This window comes from Actinophytocola sp. (assembly GCF_009379765.1).
In the GTDB taxonomy this organism is placed as follows: Bacteria; Actinomycetota; Actinomycetes; order Mycobacteriales; family Pseudonocardiaceae; genus Actinophytocola.
Map to the genome: position 1 here is coordinate 46,352 of NZ_WHTD01000018.1, position 21,393 is coordinate 67,744.

Annotated in this window: 19 protein-coding genes and 1 pseudogene; 14 read left to right on the top strand and 6 right to left on the bottom strand. The window is 72.4% G+C overall.

Annotated features, from left to right (window positions below):
• Positions 1-10 precede the first annotated feature (10 nt).
• Positions 11-1,708: a hypothetical protein gene (locus GEV28_RS08025; protein ID WP_291410223.1), complete on the bottom strand. Its 1,698-nt coding sequence runs from the start codon at positions 1,706-1,708 to the stop codon at positions 11-13.
• 187 nt (positions 1,709-1,895) lie between these two features.
• On the opposite strand from GEV28_RS08025, the gene GEV28_RS08030 reads away from it, so the two are divergent.
• Positions 1,896-3,263, top strand: a complete 1,368-nt coding sequence (locus GEV28_RS08030) for a helix-turn-helix transcriptional regulator (protein WP_291410225.1) — start codon at positions 1,896-1,898, stop codon at positions 3,261-3,263.
• A 125-nt stretch (positions 3,264-3,388) separates the two neighbouring features.
• Here the strand turns inward: GEV28_RS08030 and GEV28_RS08035 are convergent, their stop codons facing one another.
• A complete protein-coding gene (locus tag GEV28_RS08035) occupies positions 3,389-3,745 on the bottom strand; it encodes a hypothetical protein (protein ID WP_291410227.1) in 357 nt (118 codons plus the stop codon).
• A 91-nt stretch (positions 3,746-3,836) separates the two neighbouring features.
• Here GEV28_RS08035 and GEV28_RS08040 point away from each other — a divergent pair, with 91 nt between their 5' ends.
• From GEV28_RS08040 to GEV28_RS08060, 5 genes and pseudogenes are all read left to right on the top strand, one after another.
• Positions 3,837-4,745 carry an MFS transporter gene (locus GEV28_RS08040; RefSeq protein ID WP_291410229.1) on the top strand — a complete coding sequence of 303 codons (909 nt, stop codon included), beginning with the start codon at positions 3,837-3,839 and terminating at the stop codon, positions 4,743-4,745.
• A 112-nt stretch (positions 4,746-4,857) separates the two neighbouring features.
• Positions 4,858-6,099: a cysteine desulfurase family protein gene (locus GEV28_RS08045; RefSeq protein ID WP_291410231.1), complete on the top strand. Its 1,242-nt coding sequence runs from the start codon at positions 4,858-4,860 to the stop codon at positions 6,097-6,099.
• Positions 6,100-6,102: 3 nt separating this feature from the next.
• Positions 6,103-7,193: pseudogene (gene mnmA, locus GEV28_RS08050) on the top strand (tRNA 2-thiouridine(34) synthase MnmA).
• A 99-nt stretch (positions 7,194-7,292) separates the two neighbouring features.
• Positions 7,293-8,939, top strand: a complete 1,647-nt coding sequence (locus GEV28_RS08055) for a S8 family serine peptidase (protein ID WP_291410234.1) — start codon at positions 7,293-7,295, stop codon at positions 8,937-8,939.
• Positions 8,926-11,520 carry a CHAT domain-containing protein gene (locus GEV28_RS08060; protein WP_291410236.1) on the top strand — a complete coding sequence of 865 codons (2,595 nt, stop codon included), beginning with the start codon at positions 8,926-8,928 and terminating at the stop codon, positions 11,518-11,520. Before GEV28_RS08055 ends, GEV28_RS08060 begins: the two co-directional genes overlap by 14 nt.
• 4 nt (positions 11,521-11,524) lie before the next feature.
• Here GEV28_RS08060 and GEV28_RS08065 read toward each other — a convergent pair whose 3' ends face one another.
• On the bottom strand, positions 11,525-11,917 hold the full coding sequence (locus GEV28_RS08065) for a type II toxin-antitoxin system VapC family toxin (protein WP_291410238.1): 393 nt from the start codon (positions 11,915-11,917) through the stop codon (positions 11,525-11,527).
• A complete protein-coding gene (locus GEV28_RS08070; protein WP_291410240.1) occupies positions 11,914-12,144 on the bottom strand; it encodes a type II toxin-antitoxin system Phd/YefM family antitoxin in 231 nt (76 codons plus the stop codon). Before GEV28_RS08070 ends, GEV28_RS08065 begins: the two co-directional genes overlap by 4 nt.
• A gap of 119 nt (positions 12,145-12,263) precedes the next feature.
• Between GEV28_RS08070 and GEV28_RS08075 the strand changes: the two genes are divergently transcribed.
• The 8 genes from GEV28_RS08075 to GEV28_RS08110 all read left to right on the top strand — a co-directional run bounded on the left by GEV28_RS08075 (position 12,264) and on the right by GEV28_RS08110 (position 19,478).
• Entirely contained in the window at positions 12,264-13,118 is an 855-nt protein-coding gene (locus GEV28_RS08075; protein WP_291410242.1) for an SMP-30/gluconolactonase/LRE family protein, read from the top strand.
• An 86-nt stretch (positions 13,119-13,204) separates the two neighbouring features.
• Complete coding sequence (locus GEV28_RS08080) at positions 13,205-13,807, top strand: DUF4178 domain-containing protein (protein WP_291410244.1); 603 nt, start codon at positions 13,205-13,207, stop codon at positions 13,805-13,807.
• Complete coding sequence (locus GEV28_RS08085) at positions 13,804-14,346, top strand: DUF2617 family protein (RefSeq protein WP_291410245.1); 543 nt, start codon at positions 13,804-13,806, stop codon at positions 14,344-14,346. Before GEV28_RS08080 ends, GEV28_RS08085 begins: the two co-directional genes overlap by 4 nt.
• Positions 14,343-14,762 (top strand): DUF4247 domain-containing protein, encoded by a 420-nt coding sequence (locus GEV28_RS08090; RefSeq protein WP_291410247.1) that lies wholly within the window; start codon positions 14,343-14,345, stop codon positions 14,760-14,762. The genes GEV28_RS08085 and GEV28_RS08090 overlap by 4 nt, the downstream gene beginning before the upstream one ends.
• Positions 14,759-15,820 (top strand): hypothetical protein, encoded by a 1,062-nt coding sequence (locus GEV28_RS08095; RefSeq protein ID WP_291410249.1) that lies wholly within the window; start codon positions 14,759-14,761, stop codon positions 15,818-15,820. The genes GEV28_RS08090 and GEV28_RS08095 overlap by 4 nt, the downstream gene beginning before the upstream one ends.
• A 13-nt stretch (positions 15,821-15,833) precedes the next feature.
• The gene (locus GEV28_RS08100; protein ID WP_291410252.1) at positions 15,834-16,259 is read left to right on the top strand and encodes a DUF350 domain-containing protein; all 426 of its coding nucleotides are present in this window, start codon (positions 15,834-15,836) and stop codon (positions 16,257-16,259) included.
• Between the two features lie 8 nt (positions 16,260-16,267).
• Entirely contained in the window at positions 16,268-17,851 is a 1,584-nt protein-coding gene (locus GEV28_RS08105) for a polyamine aminopropyltransferase (RefSeq protein WP_291410253.1), read from the top strand.
• Between the two features lie 241 nt (positions 17,852-18,092).
• Positions 18,093-19,478 carry an endo-1,4-beta-xylanase gene (locus GEV28_RS08110; RefSeq protein ID WP_291410255.1) on the top strand — a complete coding sequence of 462 codons (1,386 nt, stop codon included), beginning with the start codon at positions 18,093-18,095 and terminating at the stop codon, positions 19,476-19,478.
• A gap of 340 nt (positions 19,479-19,818) precedes the next feature.
• On the opposite strand, the gene GEV28_RS08115 is transcribed toward GEV28_RS08110, so the two are convergent.
• Positions 19,819-20,847: an S-adenosylmethionine:tRNA ribosyltransferase-isomerase gene (locus tag GEV28_RS08115; protein ID WP_291410257.1), complete on the bottom strand. Its 1,029-nt coding sequence runs from the start codon at positions 20,845-20,847 to the stop codon at positions 19,819-19,821.
• Positions 20,844-21,245, bottom strand: coding sequence for a VOC family protein (locus GEV28_RS08120; protein ID WP_291410259.1), 402 nt, complete (start codon positions 21,243-21,245; stop codon positions 20,844-20,846). The genes GEV28_RS08115 and GEV28_RS08120 overlap by 4 nt, the downstream gene beginning before the upstream one ends.
• Positions 21,246-21,393 lie beyond the last annotated feature (148 nt).

Below are 21,393 nucleotides of genomic sequence, written 5' to 3' on the forward strand. Positions count from 1 at the left end.
GAACCGCCGATCACAGTGCTTTGGGCTGGACCTGGCGGGAGCCGTCCACGTAGACGGTAATGCCCTTGCATCCGGCCTCCCACGCCGCCACGTAGGTGTCGTACACCTCGGTGACCGCGGCCGTGACGGGCAGGTTCACCGTCTTGGACACGGCTTCGTCCACGCACGCCTGCACGGCGGCGGCCATCGCCAGGTGCCCGCCTGGGGCGATCTGAGTGGCGGTGGCCAGTACTGCGGCCAGGTACGGGGAGACGTCGGCGTTGTCGGGCAGCCGCCCGTGGCTCATGACGTGGCCGAGCAGGTCGGTGCGGTTCGCCGCTTCCAGAGTGGCGCGGGCGGCGGGGTGCAGGTGGCCGGGCAGGTGCGGGTCGGTGAGCCGGAACAGCGGTTCGATCCCCGTCGAGGCGCCCACGACCGGGGCACTGCGCCCGGTCGGCGGCACGGCGATGGTGGAGGAGTTGCGCAGCATCCCAGTTGTGGCGATCTCGTGCGCGAGCGCGCCCCACTCTCCGGTCGTCACGGAGCGGACCGGGAGCGCGGCGAACCTCTTGAGGAAGCCAGGATCGGCGTACCGGGACAGTCCGCTGTGGACGGCTGGGGCGGCGCCGCGGGTGCGGGCGAGCCGCATCGAGGCGAGCTTGGAGGTGTAGTTGACGAACGCCAGCACTTCCGTGGCGAGCTGCCGTCCATCGGCGCTGTCGTAGGGCAGGCCGGCGGCCAGCAGCAGGTCCGCCAGGCCGCACACGCCGACGCCGATCTTGCGTTTGACGCCCATCACCTGTGCGGACAGCGGGTTGGGGTAGTGGGCGAGGCTGGCCTCGATCGCATCGTCCAGCGCTCGCACCAGGATGTGCACGGTGTCGGCGAGGGCGTCCAGGTCCACCGGGACGTCGCCAGTGCCGGTGTGGAAGCGGCCGAGGTTGACATAGCCGAACTGACAGGTTTCCCCGGCCACCAGCCCTACCTCGGCACATGGCGCGGTCGAGACGTACTCGCCTACGGCGGGGGTGGGGTTGGCCTCGTTCATCCGGTCGGCGAACAGTAGACCGGGGTCGGCGCAGGCGTGCGCGGACTCGGCCGCGGCGGTCAGCAGCTTGCGTTCCCGACCGTTCATGATGATGGCGGCGCGCATCTCGGCGTCGGTGACGTGCAGGGAGATGTTGAACTTCCACTCCTCCCCGCGAGCGTCGGCGCCGACCTTGCAACCGATGAACTCCTCGACCGCCGGGTGCGCGAGGGACAGGATGGCCATGTTGCCGACCGGCCGGTCCTCGATCCCAGAGTTGGCTCCGGCCACGGCGATGTCGTTGAGGTAGCGCAGCACGCCCACCGGGTCGGCCAGGTCGTCGAGGTTGAACCCGGTGCCCATCCCGGCCCGGTGGTAGTCGTCCACCACGGTCTTCACCGCGGCCAGGTCGCCGCGCAGGTCCACCGGCGGCACCGCGCATGCCGCCAACGGTCGGTCCGGGTAGCGACCGGCGTTGGTCATGATCGGGGTGGAGAACACAATCCGGGCGGTGTCCATCGCCCACCCGAGCCGCTCCGCGAACCTCTCCACCCCGGCTGGGTCGAAGTGGGCGTCGGCGTCGGCCAGGGCGGTGACGATCCGGTTCACCATGTCCTGGCCGGTCTCGCCGAGTTCGGTGATCCGCCCGGAGCGTAGGTAGGCGTCGGTGGCGGGGGTGGACGGGAAGGTCGAGGCATACATCGGCACTGGAGCCCTTCGTGTCGGTCGGACGTGCTGGGGGCTCCTGCCACGCAACCGGTGATCGTCCCGGGCGGGCAGATGTTCGTGCCGGTCCGGCACACGGTGTGCAGATCCTGCAAACTCTCTGGTCACCAGGGCGGAAACCGCTACGGTGGGAAGGCTGGTCGCTTCACGAGGAGGCGCCGTCATGTCACCGACCGCACACGGCGAAGTGGTCGTGGCTTTGCTGCATCGGCGTCCCGAGCCCGGCACGGTGGTCCGGGTCGCCCGCACCGCGCTGAACTGGAGCCAGGCCGAGCTGGGCCGCCGCTGTGGCTACTCGGCCAGCCAGGTCTCCCGCTGGGAAACCGGCCGGCTGCCGCTGCGGGACGTGGAGCTGCTGCGCACGTTGGCTGACGTGCTCGCCCTGCCACCGGCGGTGTTCGGGCTGGGCGACACGACCGAGCGGGCTTCCCGGACAGCCACCACGACGGGGCATAGGGTGGGCCGGGTCACGACCCCGCCCACGGAGGAGGACGACCCGGTGCGCCGACGCGCGTTCCTCCAGCTCGCCGCCCTCACCGGCAGCACGTTCGCCTGGCCGGCGACGGCAGGCGCCACCGAGGTCGACCCTGCCGCGGCGCTTGCCGGTCAGCTCGGTGACGTGCTGCTGGGTCCCGCGCAGTCCGGCGCGCCGGCCCCGGCGGGTGTGCTGGCCGAGGCCCTGACCGTGGCCCGGCAGGAGTTCACCGCCTGCCGCTACCTCCCGCTCGCCTCGCGGCTGCCTGCGCTGATCACCGCCGCCGAGGCCACCGCCGCCCAGCGGGTCGACCCGCAGGTGCAGCGGGTGCTCGCCGAGTCCTACAACCTCGCCACCCGAGCGCTGATCAAGCTGGAAGCCTCCGGCCTGGAATGGCTATCGGCCGACCGCGCCCTGCACGCCGCCCGCATCGCCGAAGACTCGCTCACGCTGGTCGAGGCGCAGCGGCTGGTCGCCTCGGTCGCCCGCCGCGCCGGCCACCACGACCGCGCGCAAGCCCTGACCTTGGCCGCCGCGTCCCACCTGGACGTCGCCAGGCTGCGACCGGCACCCGAGCACCTGGCGATGTACAGCACGCTGCACCTGTCGGCCGCCTACGCCGCCGCCCGCGCTGGCGACCGCGAGCGAGCGGGTGACTTGCTCGCCGAGGCCGAGGCCACCGCGAACCGGTTGGCCGACGACCACGACCGGCACCGTGCCCTGGTCGCGAACCTGGTCAGCCACAAGGTGTCCGCGGCCTACGTACTCGGTGACGCCGGCACCGCGCTCGCGCACGCCCGCAGCCTGCCCCTGGCGGCGATCCCCACCACCGAACGCCGCGCCCGCCTGCTCGTGGACACCGCGCAGGCGTGGGCGCAGTGGGATAAACCCGGCCAGGCGTACCGAACCCTGCTCGCGGCCGAGCGCACCGCGCCCGGTGAGGTCCGTACCCGCAACGCCGTCCGGCGACTGGTGACCGTCCTGATGGACTCGCCCAAGCAGGCCACGATGCCCGGCCTGCCCGCACTGGCCCGCCGGGTCCACGCCGTCGCCTGACCAACCACCCAGGTTCGACCAGGGCACCCGCCCGATCTTCGGCCTCCCGCACCGACCGCCTCGGCCGCGATCACAGGCACCTACCTTGCAGCTCACCACAGCTTTGGGAGTCCTGCGTAGGCGAGTCAGGATAGCTGGGCAGGATGCTGCACGACGAGCTCGCGCACGACCGGCGCCCCGGGGAGCTGGTCGCACACGCGCGCCCAGTCTTCGTGCCTGTCGATGAGTGTGTAGCCCTGTGGCGGCTGGAACCCGTCCAGCATCGTCGCCAGCTCATCAGCGGTGAAGCCGGGGTACTCGCGGATCGTGCGAATCGGCATCGCGTGGGCCAGTTCGACGTCTTGGAGGTAGGCGTAGACGGACTCGCCGTTACCTGGGTTGGCGCGTTCGGCAATGTTGGCGAGCGATCGTGGGGGGTCGACTACGGCCTCGTCCAGGTCGGTCACTGCGATCAGCTTCGAGACCGGCGCGGTCAGGTACACGTACCAGGTGGCGGCTGGCCTATGAGGTAGCGGCGGCGGAACTCGTGGGTCTTCAGGCCCTGCCACATCAGCTCGTAGTACTCGGGCTTGGGTGGTCCCGTCGCTGGTCGGGCCGACCGCGGCCGGGCTGGTCACCGAGCACGTCGGCTGGCGCTGGGTGTTCCTCGGCATCGCGCCGTTCGCGGTGCTGGGCGTGCTCCTGCTGCTGCCCACGATCCGCACGCTGCCGGCGGCCGAGGGCGCCCCGAGCACGGTCCGCCGCGGCGTCGCGCCCGCCGCGGTGGCCACCGCGTTCGGCATCTCGGCCCTGTCCTGGGCCGCGCAGCATCCCTCGCTCGGCACGCTCTGGCTCGGCCTCGCCGGACTCGCCGCGCTGGTCCCCGCACTGCGCGTGCTGCTGCCGCGCGGCACGTTCGCCGCCCGCCCCGGCCTGCCGGCGACCGTGCTGGCCAGGGGTGTGCTGGCCGGCGCGTTCTTCGGCGTCGAGGCCTACGTCCCGCTGACGCTGACCGCCGTACACGGCTTCTCCCCGGCGCTGGCCGGGTTGCCGCTGACCGTCGGGGCCTGCGGCTGGGCGGCCGCGTCGCACTGGCAGGGCCGGCACGTCGACATCCCCCGCGACCGGCTGATCCGCCTCGGCCTCGGCACACTCGGACTCGGCCTCGCCGGCATCGCGCTGATCGGCCCGGACTGGGGCCTCGCCTGGCTCGTGCTGCCGTTCTGGCTGGTCGCCGGGTGCTCGATGGGCCTGGCCTACCCGTCGATCAGCGTGCTCAGCCTCGACTACGCCGCCCCGCGCGACCGCGGCTTCGTCTCCTCGGCGCTGCAGGTCAGCGACATGACGATGGCGGCGATCATGGTCGGCCTCGGCGGAGTGATGTTGACCACGTTCGCCTCCACCTCGCACCCAACCGCCGCGATCGTGCCGCTCGACCTGCTGCTCGCCGGTGTGGCCCTGCTGGGCGCCCTCGTGTTCCGGCCCGAGCGGGCAAGCTCATGACGACCCCTCGCAGGCTCGGTGTCGCCGCTCGCGGTCGCCCTGTGACATCGATTCGCTCGCAAGCTCGCTCACTGACCTTTTGTCGCCGGCCGAGGACTACCCTCGTGGCGTAATGACCTATCTCGACCACGCGGCCACCACGCCCATGCTGCCCGAGGCGGTAGCGGCGATGACCGCGCACCTGACACAAGCGCGGCCCGCCCGGGGTAACGCGTCCTCGCTGCACACCTCCGGCCGCCGCGCCCGGCGGATGGTCGAGGAGGCACGCGAGGAGATCGCCGCGGCGCTGGGTGCCCGGCCGTCCGAGGTGATCTTCACCGGCGGCGGCACGGAGAGCGACAACCTGGCGGTCAAGGGCATCTACTGGGCCCGGCACCAGGAGGACCCTCGGCGCAGACGCATCCTCGTGTCCTCGGTGGAGCATCACGCCGTGCTGGACGCCGTCGAGTGGCTGGCCGAGCACCAGGGCGCCGAGATGACCCTGCTCGAGGTCGACGGGTTCGGCCGGGTGCACGACGACACGCTGCGCGCGGCCATCGCGGGCGACCCCGACTCGGTCGCGCTGGTCACCGTGATGTGGGCCAACAACGAGGTCGGCACGGTCAACCCGGTCAAGGAGCTCGCCACCACCTGCGCCGAGCACGGCATCCCGTTCCACACCGACGCCGTGCAGGCGCTCGGTGCCATCCCGGTCGACTTCACCGGCTCGCGCGCCAGCGCCATGACGATCACCTCGCACAAGATCGGCGGCCCGTTCGGCGTCGGCGCGCTGCTGCTGGGCCGGGACGTGCCGTGCACGCCCGTGCTGCACGGCGGCGGGCAGGAGCGCGAGGTCCGCTCGGGCACCCTCGACGTGCCGGCGATCGCCGCGATGGCCGCCGCGGTCCGCACGGCCGTGGCCAACTCCGCGGAGCTGGCCTACTTCCTGTCGGGCCTGCGCGACGAGCTCATCGGGGCCGTCCTGGCCGCGGTGCCGGACGCCGTGCTCAACGGCGACCCCGGTCAGTCCGATGTGGACGACGCACCCTCGCGGCTGCCGGGCAACGCGCACTTCACCTTTCCCGGCTGCGCCGGTGACAGCCTGCTGATGCTGCTCGACGCCCGGGGCATCGAGTGCTCCACCGGCTCGGCCTGCACCGCGGGGGTCGCGCAGCCCAGCCACGTGCTGCTCGCGATGGGCGTCGACCCTGCGCTGGCCCGCGGATCGCTGCGGTTCTCCCTCGGCCACACCTCCACCCGGGCCGACGTCCACACCCTCGCCGAGGCCATCGGGCCGGTCGTGGCCCGGGCCCGCAACGCCGGCCTGGTCGGGTTGCGCCGGTCGGCCGCCGCCCAGGCACACGTGGAAGTCTGAGCTATGAGAGTGCTCGCGGCGATGAGTGGTGGGGTCGACTCGCCGTGGCGGCCGCCCGGGCGGTGGCCGCCGGGCACGACGTCGTCGGCGTGCACCTCGCGCTGTCGGCGCGGCCGGGGACGCTGCGCACCGGCGCGCGCGGCTGCTGCACGGTCGAGGACGCGCACGACGCCCGCCGGGTCGCCGACATCCTCGGCATCCCCTTCTACGTATGGGACTTTGCCGAGCGGTTCACCGAGGACGTGGTCGAGGACTTCGTCGCCGAGTACGCCGCGGGCCGAACCCCCAACCCGTGCCTCAGGTGCAACGAGCGGATCAAGTTCGCCGCGTTGCTGGACAAGTCGGTCGCGCTCGGCTTCGACGCGGTGTGCACCGGCCACTACGCCCGGCTGTCCCAGGCCGGTGGCCGGGTGACGTTGCGCCGCAGCGCCGACCACGGCAAGGACCAGTCCTACGTGCTCGCCTCGCTCATCCCGGACCAGCTGCGGCACGCGATGTTCCCGCTCGGTGGATCGGTGAAGGGCGACGTGCGCGCGGAGGCGGCCGAACTCGGTCTCGCGGTGGCCGAGAAGCCGGACAGCCACGACATCTGCTTCATCCCGGACGGCGACACGCGGGCGTTCCTCACCCGCCGGCTCGGCGAGCGGCCGGGGGAGCTGGTCGACGACGAGACGGGCGCGGTGCTCGGCGCGCACGCGGGCGTGCACGGCTTCACCGTCGGCCAGCGCCACGGCCTCGGCCTGCGGGTGCCGGCCGCGGACGGCAGGCCGCGCTACGTGCTCTCGCTCGAGCCGGTGTCCGGTTCGGTGCGGGTCGGCTCGGCCGAGAAGCTCGCGGTCCGCGAGATCGTGGCCCGTCGGCCGGTCTGGCCGTCCGGCACGCCGCTGGCCGGCGAGAACCGCTGCGTCGCGCAGGTCCGCGCGCACGGCGGCACCGCCGCCGCCCGTGCGTCCGTTGTGGACGGTGAGCTGGTGGTGCGGCTGGACGGCGAGCTGCGCGGGGTCGCGCCTGGCCAGGCGGTCGTGCTCTACAACGAGGATCTCGGCGGTGACGTGGTGCTCGGCAGCGCTACCATCGCGCTCACCCGCTCCTGACGGCAAGCGGGCCTTCCCGATCGGCCCAGAGTGTTACGCCAAGGGGTGGAAGGTCGACGTATGTTGTGCGCGACCAAACCCACTCAGCTGAGGTGATTCATGACCAGCGCGAGCTCGAACGGCGGCGCGGGGACCCCCGATCGGCCGAGCGACCGAGGTACCAGGTTCCCCGAGGTGATCAGCCTTGCGCCAGGAACCCTGGCCCGCCACCGCGCCAGACTGCTGGAGCCGTCGACCGCCGTGCGGGCGCACGACGGCACGTGGCCGCTGCCCACCGCTTACCGCGCGGACAGCCTGCTCCTGCCGGTGCGCGAGGCACAGACCCTGCTCCCGGAGGAGCCCAACGACTACAACACGGCGCTCGAGGGGCTCGGTGTCGAGCTCAGACCGCCGGACAACGGTGGCTGGCGGGAGCACCTGAGCCGGCTCCACCCGGATCTCCCGGTGCCGGTCCCGCTGCTGACCAGGGGGGACACGGTCACCGACCGGCCGCCGGACCCGTGGGCCGCGCTGGTGAGGCTGCGCCGCGCCTTCGGCTCGGACGCGCGCGGCGCCAAGATCGGCCTGAACCACCTGGTGGCCTCCGCCTCGGTCACCGTCGAGGGGGCTCCGGTCAACCACGGCGGCAACGTCGACGGCGCCCCGGTGAACCACGGCGGCGGGGTCGGCGGCGACGGCCGGGTCGCGCTGTACACCGGCAGCCGCAACCCGGTCGCGATGGTCGGCAGGCCGCCCGTGCGCCGGCCCGCGGCCGAGCTCGTGGGTGGCCGGCGTCCGGTGATCGCGGTGCTGGACACGGGCATCGGCGAGCACGACTGGCTGACCGTCGGCCCGCTCTCGGCGGACCCCGTGGTCGAGGTGTCGCAGGACTTCCAGACCGCACTCGCCGCCCACGAGCCCGCGTTCGGCAGCCCGCACCCGCTGGCCTCGCCCGACGACCAGGCCGACGAGATCCAGCCGTTGTTGGGGATCACCGACTCGCACTTCGGGCACGGCACGTTCGTGACGGGCCTGATCCACCAGATGTGCCCCGACGCGCGGGTCCTTTCGCTGCGGGTGCTGCAGTCCGACGGGTTCTCCACCGAGGGCTCGGTGCTGTTCGCGCTCGATTGGCTGCGCCGGCGGGTGGTGGACGCCATCGCCAACGGCACCCCGGACGAGCTCGTCGACGTGGTGTCGCTGTCGCTCGGCTTCTACCCGGAGACCGCGCAGCCCGGCGAGGTGGCGCAGGTCGCCGACGCGATCGAGCGGCTCACCGACCTCGGCGTGCTGGTGGTCGCGGCCGCCGGCAACGACGCCACCATGCGGCCGTTCCTGCCGGCCGCGTTCGGCCAGGACGCCGCCGGCACCACCGGCAACCCGCTGCTGGCCGCTGTGGGCGCGCTCAACGCGTCCGGTTTCACCACCGCCGCGTTCAGCAACCACGGCCCGTGGGTCTGGCGGTGGGCCCCGGGCAACGCGCTGATCAGCACCGTTCCGAAGTGGGAGGGTTCGGCCTTCCCCGGTCTCGGCAAGCTCGACGGCGGGGGTGTCGGACCGCGCTGGCGGACCGCGCCGGACCCGGACGACCTGCGTACCGGTTTCGCGGTGTGGGCGGGCACGTCCTTCGCCACGCCGGTGGTCGCCGGTCTCGTGGCGGAGTCGCTCGCCACGGACCCGGAGACCGGCACGTCGTTCGACGCGGAGCGGGCGCGACGCGCGCTGAAGCTCACCGATCTGCGGCTGACGGACCGTGGATGGCGCTAAGGTTCGGACCCTGACCGCCATTCACAACCGCGCCCAGGAGCTCCACCTCCGTGCGCGTGAAGCTCTGGGCGCGTACCGGTTCGCCCGCGGCAGGACGTTGCTCCGCGACGCCCTGCGGCTGCTGGACCGGGCCGCGGATCCGGCCGTCGCGGCGACCGTGCTCCGGGTCCGGATCCTCGTCAGCCTGGCTTACGTGGCCGCCGAGACGGACTCGGTGGCCACCGGGCTGGCCGGCCTGGACGAGGCGGAGCGGTGGGCGAGACCGCTGCCCGGCGACGCGCTGAAGTCCGAGCTGGAGGGTCTGGTGCTCGCGCACCGGGCGCTGCTGCTGCACCGGGCGGGCCGGGTCGCCGAAGGCCTGGAGGTGTTCGACGACGCCATCCCGGCGCTCAAGCGTGGGCTGCGCAGCGGCAACGGGGACCCGACCGTGCTCGCCGGCGGCTACCTGAACCGGGGTACGTCCTACATCTTCCTGGTCCAGGTCGGGCTCGCCGCCGACGACTTCGCGCGCTGCATCGAGGTGTGCGACCGGTACGACCTCCCGCTGCTCGCCGCCAAGGCCCGGCACAACCTCGGCTACGTCGCCTACATGACCGGCGACCTGCCGACGGCGCTGCGCCACTACGACGAGGCCGAGGGCAGCTACCGGGAGCTGAGCACGGGGATGCTGCCGGCGTTGCAGCTGGACCGCGCGCGGGCGCTGCTCGCGGCCGGCCTCGCCACCGACGCGGCGCGCCAGCTCGACGACGCCATCCCGAGGCTGCGCGAGCAGGGCGCCGGGCAGGACCTGGCCGAGGCCGAGGTGGCCCGAGCGGCCGCGGCGCTGCTGGACGGGCACGTCCGCGACGCCCGGCGGCGGGCGCGCGCGGCCGAGCGCAGCTTCACGCGGCGCGGGAACACGCGTTGGGCGGCGGTGGCGGCACTCGTCGCGATGCGGGCGGAGACCGCGGCCGCGCTGACGTCGGGGCGGATCCCGGCCCGGTTGCCGGAGCGGGCGGTCAAGCTCGCGGAGACGTTGCGCGCGCTCATGCTGGAGGACGAGACCGGGCTCGCGCTGATGCTCGCGGTCCGCCTCAAGCTGCGTCGCGGTTGCCCGGCCGCCGCCGATCTGCTGCTCGACCAGCTGCCCCGGCAGCGCGCGACCACCCCGCTGGACCACGTGATGCTGCTGCGGCTGTGCCGCGCCGAGCTCGCGGTGGCCCGCGGCGACCGGCGGCGGGCGCTGGCCGAGGCCCGCGGCGGGCTGGTCGAGCTCGGCCGCGCGCGGGACCGGATGGGTGGGCTGGAGCTGGTGTGCGGCACCGCGATCCACGGCCAGCAGCTCGGCGAGCTGGCCGTGGACCTGGTGCTGAACGGGCCGCGCCGCTCCGCGCGGCAGCTGTTCGGCTGGCTGGAGCGGACCAGGGCGCAGGTGTACCGCTATGAGCCGATGCCGGCGATCGACGACCCGGTGCTCGCGGAGAAGGTCACCGCGCTGCGGTCGCTGCGCCGGGCCGTGCAGCTGGAGCGGGTCGCCGGGCGGCCTGCGCGGCGGCAGGAGAAGCAGGCCGCGGCGCTGGAGCGGGAGGTGCTGCGGCAGGGCTGGTACACGACCCCGTGGGGCCGGCCGCGCCCGGTCGCCACGCTCGCGGAGGTGGGCCCGGCGCTGGGGGAGCGGGCGCTGGTGACGTTCGCGGTGTCCGGCGACGCGCTGGTCGCCGTCGTCGTCGCGGGCGGGCGGACCCGGCTGGCCCGGCTCGGGTCGGCGTCGGAGGCCGCGGAGTGGGCGCACCGGCTGCACGCCGACCTGGACGCGCTGGCCCCGGACGGCCTGGCCGCGCCGATCGTCACGGTGGTCACCGAGTCGGCCCGGCGCAGCGCCGACGTGCTCGACGCGCTGCTGATCGAGCCGCTGTCGGCGTTCGCCGGCGGGCGTGAGCTGGTCATCGTGCCGACCGGCGCGCTGTACGCGGTGCCGTGGGGGAGCCTGCCGTCGCTGCGCGGGCGGGCGGTGGTGGTGGCGCCGTCGGCGACCGCGTGGCTGTCCGCGGAGCGTGCCGCGGGGGAGGCCGACCACGTGGTGATCGCCCGCGGCCCGCTGCTCGCCGAGGCGATCGCCGAGGAGGACGAGCTGCGGGAGATCTACCCGACCGCCGTGCACCTCACCGGCGACGGCGCGACGGTCGCCGCGGTGCGCGAGGCCCTCGACGACGCGTCGATCGCGCACTTGGCCGCGCACGGCGAGCACGAGCCGACGAACGCGATGTTCTCCCGGCTGGAGCTGGCCGACGGCCCGCTGTTCGCGCACGAGCTGTCGCGGCTGAACCGCCCGCCGCGCCACGGTGTGCTGGCCGCCTGCGAGCTGGCGATGAACCACATCCGCCCGGGCGACGAGGCGCTGGGCTTCGCGGGCGGCCTCCTGGCCGGCGGTGTCCGCACGGTGGTGGCGGCGTCGAGCCGGGTGGGCGACGCGGCCGCGGCCGCCACGATGGTCGACTACCACCGCCGCATCGCCGCGGGCGACCGCCCCGCGGTGGCCCTGGCGGCCGCGGTCGCCGCGGACCCCTTCCGCCGCCCCTTCATCTGCCTGGGCGCCGGCTGAGGCGTCAGTCCGCCCGGTGAACCGCCACGTCGTACTGGTCGAACATGCGGTCCGCGGTCAGGATCGTCAGTCCGTCGAGCTGCGCCTGAGCGATCAACACCCGGTCGAACGGGTCGCGATGGTGCGGTGGCAACTGGGCGACGTGCAGCGCGTGCCGGTGGGTGACCGGAATTCCGGTCACCCCACTGGTGCGCAAGCGATCGGGCACGTACTCCGCGGGCGGCAACGGCAACGGCAGCTTGCCCAAGGCGTACTTGATGGACATCTCCCACGAGCTCGCCGCGGAGAGCAGCAGTTCCACATTGGCATCGCTTACCAAGGCGAGTGCCTTCTCGTTGAGACGCTCCGGCGAGACCTGCATCCACAACCACGACTGCGTGTCGAGCAACACCCTCATGATTCGAAGACCTGCAGCAGGTCGTCCGGAAGCGGCGCGTCGAAGTCCCCGGGCACCTCGAAGACACCCCGATCGCGCCCGAGCACACGCTCGGTCCCGCGTTGGATCGGCACCAACCGCGCCACGGGCCGCCCGCCGCTGCTGATGGTGATCTCCTCGCCCGTGGCGACTCGGCGCAGCAACGCCGAAAGCGTCGTCTTGGCTTCGTGCACCCCAACTTCCTCCATATCTCCAAGGTAGACTAAGTCCTTAGCTTAGTCGAGTCGGGGTCGAGACAATCCTCGGCGCTCTGTCGATTCGGGTGGGGGCTCTTCGTGTAGGCGGTGACACCAACCGAGGAGGCACCATGGCACACCCGAAGGCACACCCGAACGTTCTGCTGTCCGGTCTGGGGATCGGTGAGTCGCCGCGCTGGCACGAGGGCCGGCTCTGGTTCTGCAACTGGGGGCCGGACGAGGTCGTCGCCGTTGACCCGGACGGCAAGGCGGAGTACTTCCCCGAGCCCGTCGCCCGGCCGCACTCCATCGAGTGGCTGCCCGACGGGCGGATGCTCGTCGTCTCCAAGAATCCCGAGTACGCGGGCATCCTCCTGCGCCGCGAACACGACGGCGGCCTCAGGACCCACGCCGATCTCCGGGAGATCGCCGACGACTGGAACGAGATCGTCGTCGACGGGCGGGGCAACATCTACGTCAACAACGTCGGCTTCCCCTTCCTGGACTTCCTCCAGGGGAACGCGGAGTTCGACACCGGCGGCATCACGCTCGTCACCCCCGACGGCGCCGTGCGGCAGGTCGCCGAGGGCATCGAGTTCGCCAACGGCATGGCCGTCATGCCGGACAACCGCACGCTGGTCGTCGCCGAGTCCTTCGGCCGCCGGCTCACCGCGTTCGACATCGCCGCGGACGGGAGCCTCGGGAACCGTCGCGTGTGGGCGGACGGGCTCGGCCCGGACGGCATCTGCGTCGACGCCGAGGGGGCCGTGTGGGCCCAGACCGGCGAGCAGGCGTGCGTGCGGGTCCGCGAGGGCGGCGAGATCCTGGACCGGGTCGAGCTCGACCGGATGCCGTTCGCGTGCATGCTCGGCGGCGAGACGTTGTTCGTCATGGCGGCCGAGTGGCACCCGCAGGACCCGTTCGGCGGGCGCACCGGCCAGGTCCTCACGGTCCCCGCGCCGGCGGCGGGTGTCGGCTGGCCATGACCGCATCTTCATCCGCCTCCCGGACGCGACCCCGCGCGGCTGACTATGCTCGCCGGCATATCCGGTGATTAGGGGAGGAACCAGCCGTGACCGCGCTACTGATCGTGCTGATCGTGCTCGTGGCGGCGCTGGTCGTGCTGCTGGTGCTCCGCTCGCGGGGCAAGGCCAAGCCTGCCCCCCAGGCCCCGGCCAAGCCGGAGGACCCCCTCGCCGACCACCAGGGCGTCACGGACATCCGCACGGTGCGCGCCGGCGACATGATCGACTACGGCGACCAGCTGTACTTCGTGCGTGGCTCGCTGCGGCTCACCGAGGGCGGCTACAGCTGGTCCGAGCACTTCCTCGACGACGCCCGCGGCGACCGCATCTGGGTGTCCGTCGAGGAGGACCCCGACCTCGAGGTCGTGTTCTGGCGCGAGACGGACCTGGTCGAGTCGCCCGGCGGCAAGACCATGGAGGTCGGCGGCGTCGGCTACCGCAAGGAGGAGGACGGCACCGCCCGCTACACCTCCGAGGGCACCACGACGGTCGCCGAGCGCGGCAGCGTCGAGTACGTCGACTACGAGGGCCCGGACGGCAAGGCGCTGAGCTTCGAGCGTTTCGACGGCGGCAAGTGGGAGGCTGGTCTCGGCGAGACCGTCGCCCTCCCGGCGCTGCGCGTCTACCCGGCCGGCAGCGACCGAGCGTGAGAACCCGCATCGACACGCGGTTCGCCGACTCACGCGCCGCAGACCTGAGCCTCAGCTACGGGCTCGAGCCGTTACCCGCGCTGACCACCCTGCGCGTCGTCCTGCCCGCCGTCGAGCTGGAGCTGCGGGTGCTCGGCGCCTCGCACCAGGTGGTCGTCGGGCCGGGAGCGGCGACGTGGCCGCCGTCGTCGATCTCGCTGTGGCCGTCGTCGTGGTCGGAGACCGTGGCGTGCCTGCCCGATCGCCTCGGCACGCTGCCCGACCACGAGGAGGCCGTCATCGACGGGCTGCGGGTGCGTTTCGCGGCGCGGTGCCACCGGCGGCTGACCGCGGGCGAGCTCGCCGCGAAGGTGGCCGGGATCGTCCGTGACTCCGAGAACGACGACCGTGTCCTGGTCGGCGAGTTCCCCGGCGTGCCGTACGGGGTGACGGCACTGCGGGCATGGCCCGAGTCCGGCGGCGCGGCGTGGCGCACCTGGCACGCCTACCCGCAGGCCGGAGAGCTGGTCGAGACGCTGAGCGCGGTGAGGCCGGCATGAGGCTGCGTCCCAAGCTGCTGATCGCCGGCGGGCTCGGCGCCGTCGGGTTGATCATCCTGATCTTCGCGTTCGCCGGCGGTGGCGGCATCCGCGACCACCTCAGCGACAACTACCGGCGCGTGTCGTCCGACGGCGGCTCGATCGTGTACTCGTCGGACCAGAAGCCGAAGGCGGTCTACGAGGAGATCCGCTCGGCGGTGTCGCCGGCCGACACGCAGGTCGACCCGCAGGGCTACTTCCTGCGCTACTCCGACGACATCGTCGCGGTCACCGCGAGCGGCACCGGCTCCCGGATCTACCTCGACGACGAGCGCCACGGGTACGCGCACTGGTTCCCGTTCGTGGCGGGCGTGTGGGGGACCGGCGGTGGCTCCGGCGAAGGCATCCGCGGCGGCGGGCCGGGAGCCGGAAAGTGATGCGCCGCCTGGGTTTCGTCGCCGGTTCCGTCGCGGCTGCCGCCGTGGTGTCGGGCCTCGCGCCGGGCGTCGCCGCCGCGGACGTGATCTTCGACCCGGCCGACGCCGAGGAGCTGGTCGCCACGCTCGACGAGGCGTTCCAGGCGCAGGGCGTCTGCTACGGCTGGACGGTCAGGGTCGACAACGAGGGCGTCGCGGACACGAGCTCCGGTTCCAACTTCGGGTACGGCAGGTCCCTCTCGGACGAGGCCGGCAACTGCGAGTCGCGCGTCGAGTTCCTGGCGAACATCGAGTGGACGTCCGAGTCGTCCGAGGCCGAGGACTCGGCGAGCTACTCCGTGGACAGCCTGCCGAGCGGACCGTCCACAGCGGACCTCGACAGCTTGGAGATCATCAGCGAGGACGGCCTCAAGGGCGACGACGTCGACTCGGACGTCTACAAGGCGGTGGCCGCGCTGCCGTTGCTGGCCGCGGACTCCGGCATCGCCGACCCGATCGAGGCGTCCCCCGCTCCCGAGGCCGAGTCGGGCGACGCGGTGCCGACCGACTCCCCGAGCTCGGACTTCTGGCGCCAGTCGGGCAACCAGATCCTGCTGGGTGCCCTGCTGTTGCTCGGCGGCGGGGTGTTCGGCTGGTTCGCGTTCCGCTCCTCGCGCGGCCGGCGCCTCCGGTTCACGCCGGTCGGCCCGCCGGAGGAGCAGATCCCCGAGTACGTCCCTCCGGAGTGGACGGACGCGGAACCCACCACCCCGGTGCCGGCCCAGTCACCCGAGAACACGGCGACGCCGGTCGGGCAGAGCAAGCCGGCAGAGCCGAGCGAGCCGGCCGAGCCAGCAGAGCCGAGCGAGCCGGCCGAGCCAGCAGAGCTGGCAGAGCCAGCCGGGCCGAGTGAGCCGGCAGAGTCCACTGAGCCGGCGGCCGGGCAGAGCAAGCCGGCAGAGTCCACTGAGCCAGAGGAGCCCGGCGAGGACTCGACCGCCGAGCCCGCGAGGCCGGCCCCCGAGCCAGACTCCGACGCGGAAGACAAGCCAGGCCCCGAGACCCGGCCCGAAGGATAGGAGCCACCAACCCATGCTGTCCGATGTCTTCTCCGAAGTCGGCATCGCCGCCACCTACGGGCTGGTCGGCCTGGTGCTGATGGCGGTCGGCTTCGCACTGGTCGACGTGCTCACGCCGGGCAACCTGCGCGAGCAGGTCTGGGTGGACCGCAACCGGAACGCGGCCGTCCTCCTGGCCAGCAACCTTGTCGGTGTCGGGATCATCGTCGCCACCGCGATCGCCGCCAGTGAGGACGACTGGGGCGTGGGCATCGTGTCCACCCTGGCCTACGGGCTGCTCGGGCTGGTCCTCATGGGACTGTCCTTCGTGGTCATCGACGCCGTCACGCCGGGCAAGCTCGGCGCCATCCTGATGGAGGAGCAGCCGCACCCCGCGGTGTACGTCAACGGCGCGTCCCACCTGGCGGTCGCCGCGATCGTGGCCGTGGCGATCATCTGAGCGAGGTCATGACGGCGGTCGACACGCCGGCGCCGGCCGGGCACGAGGCGAGCAAGCGGACCCGCGCGATGCGTGCCGGGTTGCTGTTCGCCACGTTCGCCTGCGCGGCGTGCGGTCTGGTCTACGAGCTCGCGCTGGTGGCGCAGGGCTCCTACCTGCTCGGCGACTCGATCACCCAGGCGTCGGTCGTGCTGGCGACCATGGTGTTCGCCATGGGCATCGGGTCGCTGGCCGCGAAGCCGTTGCAGCGCCGGGCGTTGCTCGGCTTCGCGGTGATCGAGGCGATCCTCGCGCTGGTCGGTGGGCTGTCCGTGCTCGGCCTGCACGCGGCGTTCACCTGGCTCGACCTGTACTGGCCCGCACTGATCGCGATCGCGCTGCTCGTCGGCGCGCTCATCGGCGCGGAGATCCCGCTGCTGATGACGCTCCTGCAACGGATCCGCCGCCAGGAAGCGGGCTCGGCCACCGCGGACCTGTTCGCCGCGGACTACGTCGGCGCGCTCGTCGGCGGGCTCGCGTTCCCGTTCCTGCTGCTGCCGCTGCTCGGCCAGACCAGGGGAGCGCTGCTGGTCGGCATGGTCAACGCGGTCGCCGGTGCGTGCGTGGTGCTGTTCCTGTTCGCGCGGACCGTCTCGCGCAGGCGTCGGCTCGCGGTGGCCGCCGGCACGCTGGCGGTGCTGGCGGTGCTCGGCGTCGCGTTCGCCAGCAGCGACGCGTTCCTGCGCTATGCGCGCAGCGTGCTGTACGAGGACCCGGTGGTGTACGCGGAAACCTCGGGCTACCAGGAGATCGTGCTGACCCAGTCCGCGCCGCTCGCCGAGGGACCGACCGACACGCGGCTGTTCCTCAACGGCGACCTGCAGTTCTCCTCGATCGACGAGTATCGCTACCACGAGTCGCTCGTGCACCCGGTGCTCGCCGGCAAGCGCGACCGGGTGCTGGTGCTCGGCGGCGGCGACGGGCTCGCGATGCGCGAGGTGCTGCGCTACCCGGACGTGCGCGAGGCCGTCGAGGTCGAGCTCGATCCCGCGGTGCTGCGGCTGGCCGAGCACGACTCGAGACTGACCGACCTCAACCGGGGCTCGCTCACCGACCCGCGGGTCCGGGTCGTCACCGCGGACGCGTTCGCCTGGCTGCGCGACATGGACGAACGGTTCGACGCGGTGATCATCGACATGCCCGACCCCGACGCGACGGCCACCGCGAAGCTGTACTCGCAGGAGTTCTACCTCCTGGCCCGGCACGCGCTGGCGCCCGGCGGCCGGATGGTCGTGCAGGCCGGGTCGCCGTACTTCGCGCCGCGGACCTACGACTGCGTCCTGAACACCATCCGCGCGGCCGGTCTGGGCGCCACCCCGTACCACGTGAACGTCCCGACCTTCGGCGACTGGGGTTTCGTGCTGGCCCAGCAGGGCCCCGCCCCCGCGCTGCGCCTGGACCCGCCGGAGCCGCTGCGCTTCCTGGACGAGCCCAACCTGACCGCGGCCGCCGTCTTCCCGGCCGACCGCCATCCCACGGGCACCGAGCGTCCGTCCACATTGGACGATCCACGAGTGCTGCGGCTGACCACCGAGGAATGGCAGCAGTACTGAGCGCGCCCGAATGTTTCGGAACTCGGTCGGAAGTTCACCGAAAATACCCGGCTAGTCGATCTCCTCGCACCCTCCGTTGAGGGTGTTAAGTGCTGTTGAGAGGCACTTTCGGAACAACTTTCGTCCCGGAGATCGGTCGAAACTTGCGGGATTGACGCTTCGTCGCACGGCGCCCATACTCGCGGCACTCGTAGCTGTTCGCCACCACCCCATTGCTCAGCGTTGCGCAGGAAGGGCAGTCATGATCAACATCGGTATCCCCGGCCGCGGACGTGTGCGCGTCCGGATCCCCGGTCGGCACCCACTGGTGCTCGGAGTCGTCGGCGTCATCGTGGCGGCCGGCCTGGTCGGCTCGGCCGGTCAGGCCAGTGCCGCGAGCACTCTCGGCGCCGCCGCGGCCGAGCGCGGCCGGTACTTCGGCGCCGCGGTCGCGGCCAACCACCTCGGCGAGTCGGCCTACGTGAACACGCTGAACGCCGAGTTCTCCAGCGTGACCCCGGAGAACGAGATGAAGTGGGACGCGGTCGAGGGGTCCCAGGGCTCGTTCAACTTCGGCAACGCCGACCGGATCGTCAGCCACGCGCGCGGGCGCGGCATGAGCGTCCGCGGACACACCCTGGTGTGGCACTCGCAGCTGCCCGGCTGGGTGAACAACCTGCAGACGGCCGCCCTGCGCTCGGCCACGAACAACCACATCAACCAGGTGATGGGGCACTGGCGGGGCCAGATCCACTCCTGGGATGTGGTCAACGAGGCGTTCGAGGAGAACGGCAGCCGGCGCAACTCCGTGTTCCAGAGCAGGCTCGGCAACGGCTACATCGAGGAGGCGTTCCGCACGGCCCGCGCGGCCGACCCGAACGCGAAGCTCTGCTACAACGACTACAACACCGACGGCCAGAACGCGAAGAGCAACGCCGTGTACGCCATGGTGAGCGACTTCACGAGCCGCGGTGTGCCGATCGACTGCGTCGGCTTCCAGTCCCACTTCAACGGGCAGTCGCCGGTTCCGGGCGACTACCGGCAGAACCTCCAGCGCTTCGCCAACCTCGGCGTGGACGTGCAGATCACCGAGCTGGACATCGAGGGATCGGGCACCGCGCAGGCCGACAGCTACCGCTCGGTCGTCGAGACATGCCTCGCCGTCTCCCGCTGCACCGGCATCACCGTGTGGGGCATCACCGACAAGTACTCGTGGCGTCCGGGCGGCACGCCGCTGCTGTTCGACGGCAACTACGCCAAGAAGCCCGCCTACACCGCGGTGCTCACCGCACTGGGCGGCTCCGGCGGCGGTGGCGGAGGGGGTGGCGGAGGGGGTGGCGGGGCTTCGTGCACCGTGTCCTACCAGGAGACCGACCGGTGGGGCGACCGCTTCAACGGCAGGGTGACCGTCACCGCCGGAGGCTCGGCGATCAGCGGTTGGACCACGACCGTGACCGTGCGCTCGCCGCAACAGGTCTCGACCACGTGGAACGGCACACCGAGCTGGGACAGCAGCGGCAACGTGATGACGATGCGGCCGAACGGCAACGGGAACGTCGCGGCCGGAGCGTCGACGAGCTTCGGCTTCACGGTCATGGCGAACGGCACCTGGACCACTCCGACGCTCGGCTCCTGCACCGCGACCTAGTGTCCCGTGACCCTGGCCTCCTTACGCCCGCTGCGGCCCACGCGGCCGCTGGCGGCGTTGTCGGAAGGCCCGAATACAACCCGGTACGAGCACGAACCGGCGCCTTGCCAGCAGAAACCTGGACTCGCCGACTCAAGCAACAGACTTCCGGCGGGGGACACTGGTGTCGCGTGATCCTGTTCCTTTGCGTCCGCTGTGGATCCACGTGGTTCCTGGCAAGGCGGAGGAAAGCCGCTCGTACTGGATGTACTTGGGCGTTTCTCCAACGTCGTAACACAGCCAGGGGCCGCGTTGGCCGCAGCGGCGTATAGGTTTCAGGGTCACGCGACACTGGCGGCTGCTAGGGCAGCAGCAGGTTCACGTCGCCGAACTCGTGCCACAGGTAGTCGGCGTTGACGGCTTCGGCGTAGGTGCGGTCCAGCAGCTCCGGGCCGGCGATCGCGGCCAGCATGTCCAAATGCGACGCTCGTGGCTCGTGGAAGCCGGTCAGCAGGCCGTCGACCACGTGGACGCCACGGGACGGGGTCACGATCAGGTCCGTCCAGCCCTCGGTTGGGCGGACCCGGCCGCGGTGGTCGGCCGCCGACTCGACGGCCCGTACCGCGGTCGTGCCGATCGCGATCACCCGGCGGCCCTCCGCTCGGGCCGTGTTGACCAGCCGCGCGCTCGTGGCCGGCACCGCGAACCGCTCGGGGTAGGGGCGTTCGTGGGCCTCGGGCGAGGCGACGCCGGTGTGCAGCAGGACCGGTGCGAACTGCACTCCGGCGGACACCATGCGGGTGACCATCCGGTCGGTGAACGGCCGGGACGCGCTCGGCATCTCCGCGCTGCCCGGCGTCGTGCCGAACACCGTCTGGTAGTAGGAAAGCGGCCACCGCGCGGCGACGTAGGAGTACCGGATCGGCGCTCCGAAGGATGCGAGGTACGCCGGGACCCCTCGACCCAGCGTGTCCACATCGGACTCCCAGAGCCGCCTCGCCGAGAACGGCCTGCGCAGCGTGACCGCCCCGCCGCCCAGCAGCTCGAGCCGCTGGCCGGGCTCGCCGATCGGGTAGGGCTCGGTCGCCGTTCCCGCCACCCGCCGCGGCTCCACCAGCCACGACCCGTCCGGCTGCTCGGTGGAGAAGTGCACCGCGAGCGCCGCGTCGACGACCGACACCGCGGCCGGCATGGTCGCCGACGTGTTCACGACGAGCAGGTCACCTGCCCGCAGCAGCACGGGCAGGTCGGTGAACCCGTGATGGCTCACCCGTCCGCTCGCGCCCTCGCTGACGAGCAGCCGCACCCCGTCCCGCGGCAGGCCGCGGGCCTCGGGCGGCTCGTGCGCCTCGAGCTCACTGGGCAGGGCGAAGTCCGTGGCGACGGTCATTCCCGTTCACTCCAGATCATGACCCGGGTGCCGGCCGGGCCGTCGGTCTCGAACCCGTAGTGGCCGCGCGGGTACCGCCGCGGCCGGGCGCCGCCGAACCGGGCGTGCGCGCCGTCCACAGACGCCGCGTCGGCCAGTTGAAACGCCAGCGGCGCCGGCCCCGACCGTTCCGACGCAGCCAGCTGGAACGGCAGCGGCGCCGGTCCCGACCGCCCCTGCCCCGACCGCCCGGGCGAGACCAGCTCCACGAACGCGGCGCCGGCCCCCAGCACGACACCCCGTTCTCCGTCCCGGTCCCAGCCGTCCACGACCGGCAGGCCCACCTGGTCGGTGTAGAAGCCGGCCGCCCGGTCCAGGTCGGCCACCTCGAACGGCAGCCACAGTGCGACTCGGCTCATGTTGTGGCACCTGCCTCGTTCCGCTCGGCGTGGACGGCATTCGCGCGAAGCAACCTGGTTGTGTTGGTGGGTCGGCTCATGTTGTGGCACCTGCTTCGCTTCGCTCGGCGTGGACGGCATTCGCGCGAAGGAGGGTGGTGGCGTTGAT

Excerpts from the sequence above, each read along its gene's own strand:
- GEV28_RS08025 (WP_291410223.1), bottom strand. The coding sequence starts at position 1,708 with ATGTATGCCTCGACCTTCCCGTCCACCCCCGCCACCGACGCCTACCTA.
- GEV28_RS08030 (WP_291410225.1), top strand. The coding sequence starts at position 1,896 with ATGTCACCGACCGCACACGGCGAAGTGGTCGTGGCTTTGCTGCATCGG.
- GEV28_RS08045 (WP_291410231.1), top strand. The coding sequence starts at position 4,858 with ATGACCTATCTCGACCACGCGGCCACCACGCCCATGCTGCCCGAGGCG.
- GEV28_RS08055 (WP_291410234.1), top strand. The coding sequence starts at position 7,293 with ATGACCAGCGCGAGCTCGAACGGCGGCGCGGGGACCCCCGATCGGCCG.
- GEV28_RS08065 (WP_291410238.1), bottom strand. The coding sequence starts at position 11,917 with ATGAGGGTGTTGCTCGACACGCAGTCGTGGTTGTGGATGCAGGTCTCG.
- GEV28_RS08070 (WP_291410240.1), bottom strand. The coding sequence starts at position 12,144 with ATGGAGGAAGTTGGGGTGCACGAAGCCAAGACGACGCTTTCGGCGTTG.
- GEV28_RS08075 (WP_291410242.1), top strand. The coding sequence starts at position 12,264 with ATGGCACACCCGAAGGCACACCCGAACGTTCTGCTGTCCGGTCTGGGG.
- GEV28_RS08090 (WP_291410247.1), top strand. The coding sequence starts at position 14,343 with ATGAGGCTGCGTCCCAAGCTGCTGATCGCCGGCGGGCTCGGCGCCGTC.
- GEV28_RS08100 (WP_291410252.1), top strand. The coding sequence starts at position 15,834 with ATGCTGTCCGATGTCTTCTCCGAAGTCGGCATCGCCGCCACCTACGGG.
- GEV28_RS08105 (WP_291410253.1), top strand. The coding sequence starts at position 16,268 with ATGACGGCGGTCGACACGCCGGCGCCGGCCGGGCACGAGGCGAGCAAG.
- GEV28_RS08110 (WP_291410255.1), top strand. The coding sequence starts at position 18,093 with ATGATCAACATCGGTATCCCCGGCCGCGGACGTGTGCGCGTCCGGATC.
- GEV28_RS08115 (WP_291410257.1), bottom strand. The coding sequence starts at position 20,847 with ATGACCGTCGCCACGGACTTCGCCCTGCCCAGTGAGCTCGAGGCGCAC.
- GEV28_RS08120 (WP_291410259.1), bottom strand. The coding sequence starts at position 21,245 with ATGAGCCGAGTCGCACTGTGGCTGCCGTTCGAGGTGGCCGACCTGGAC.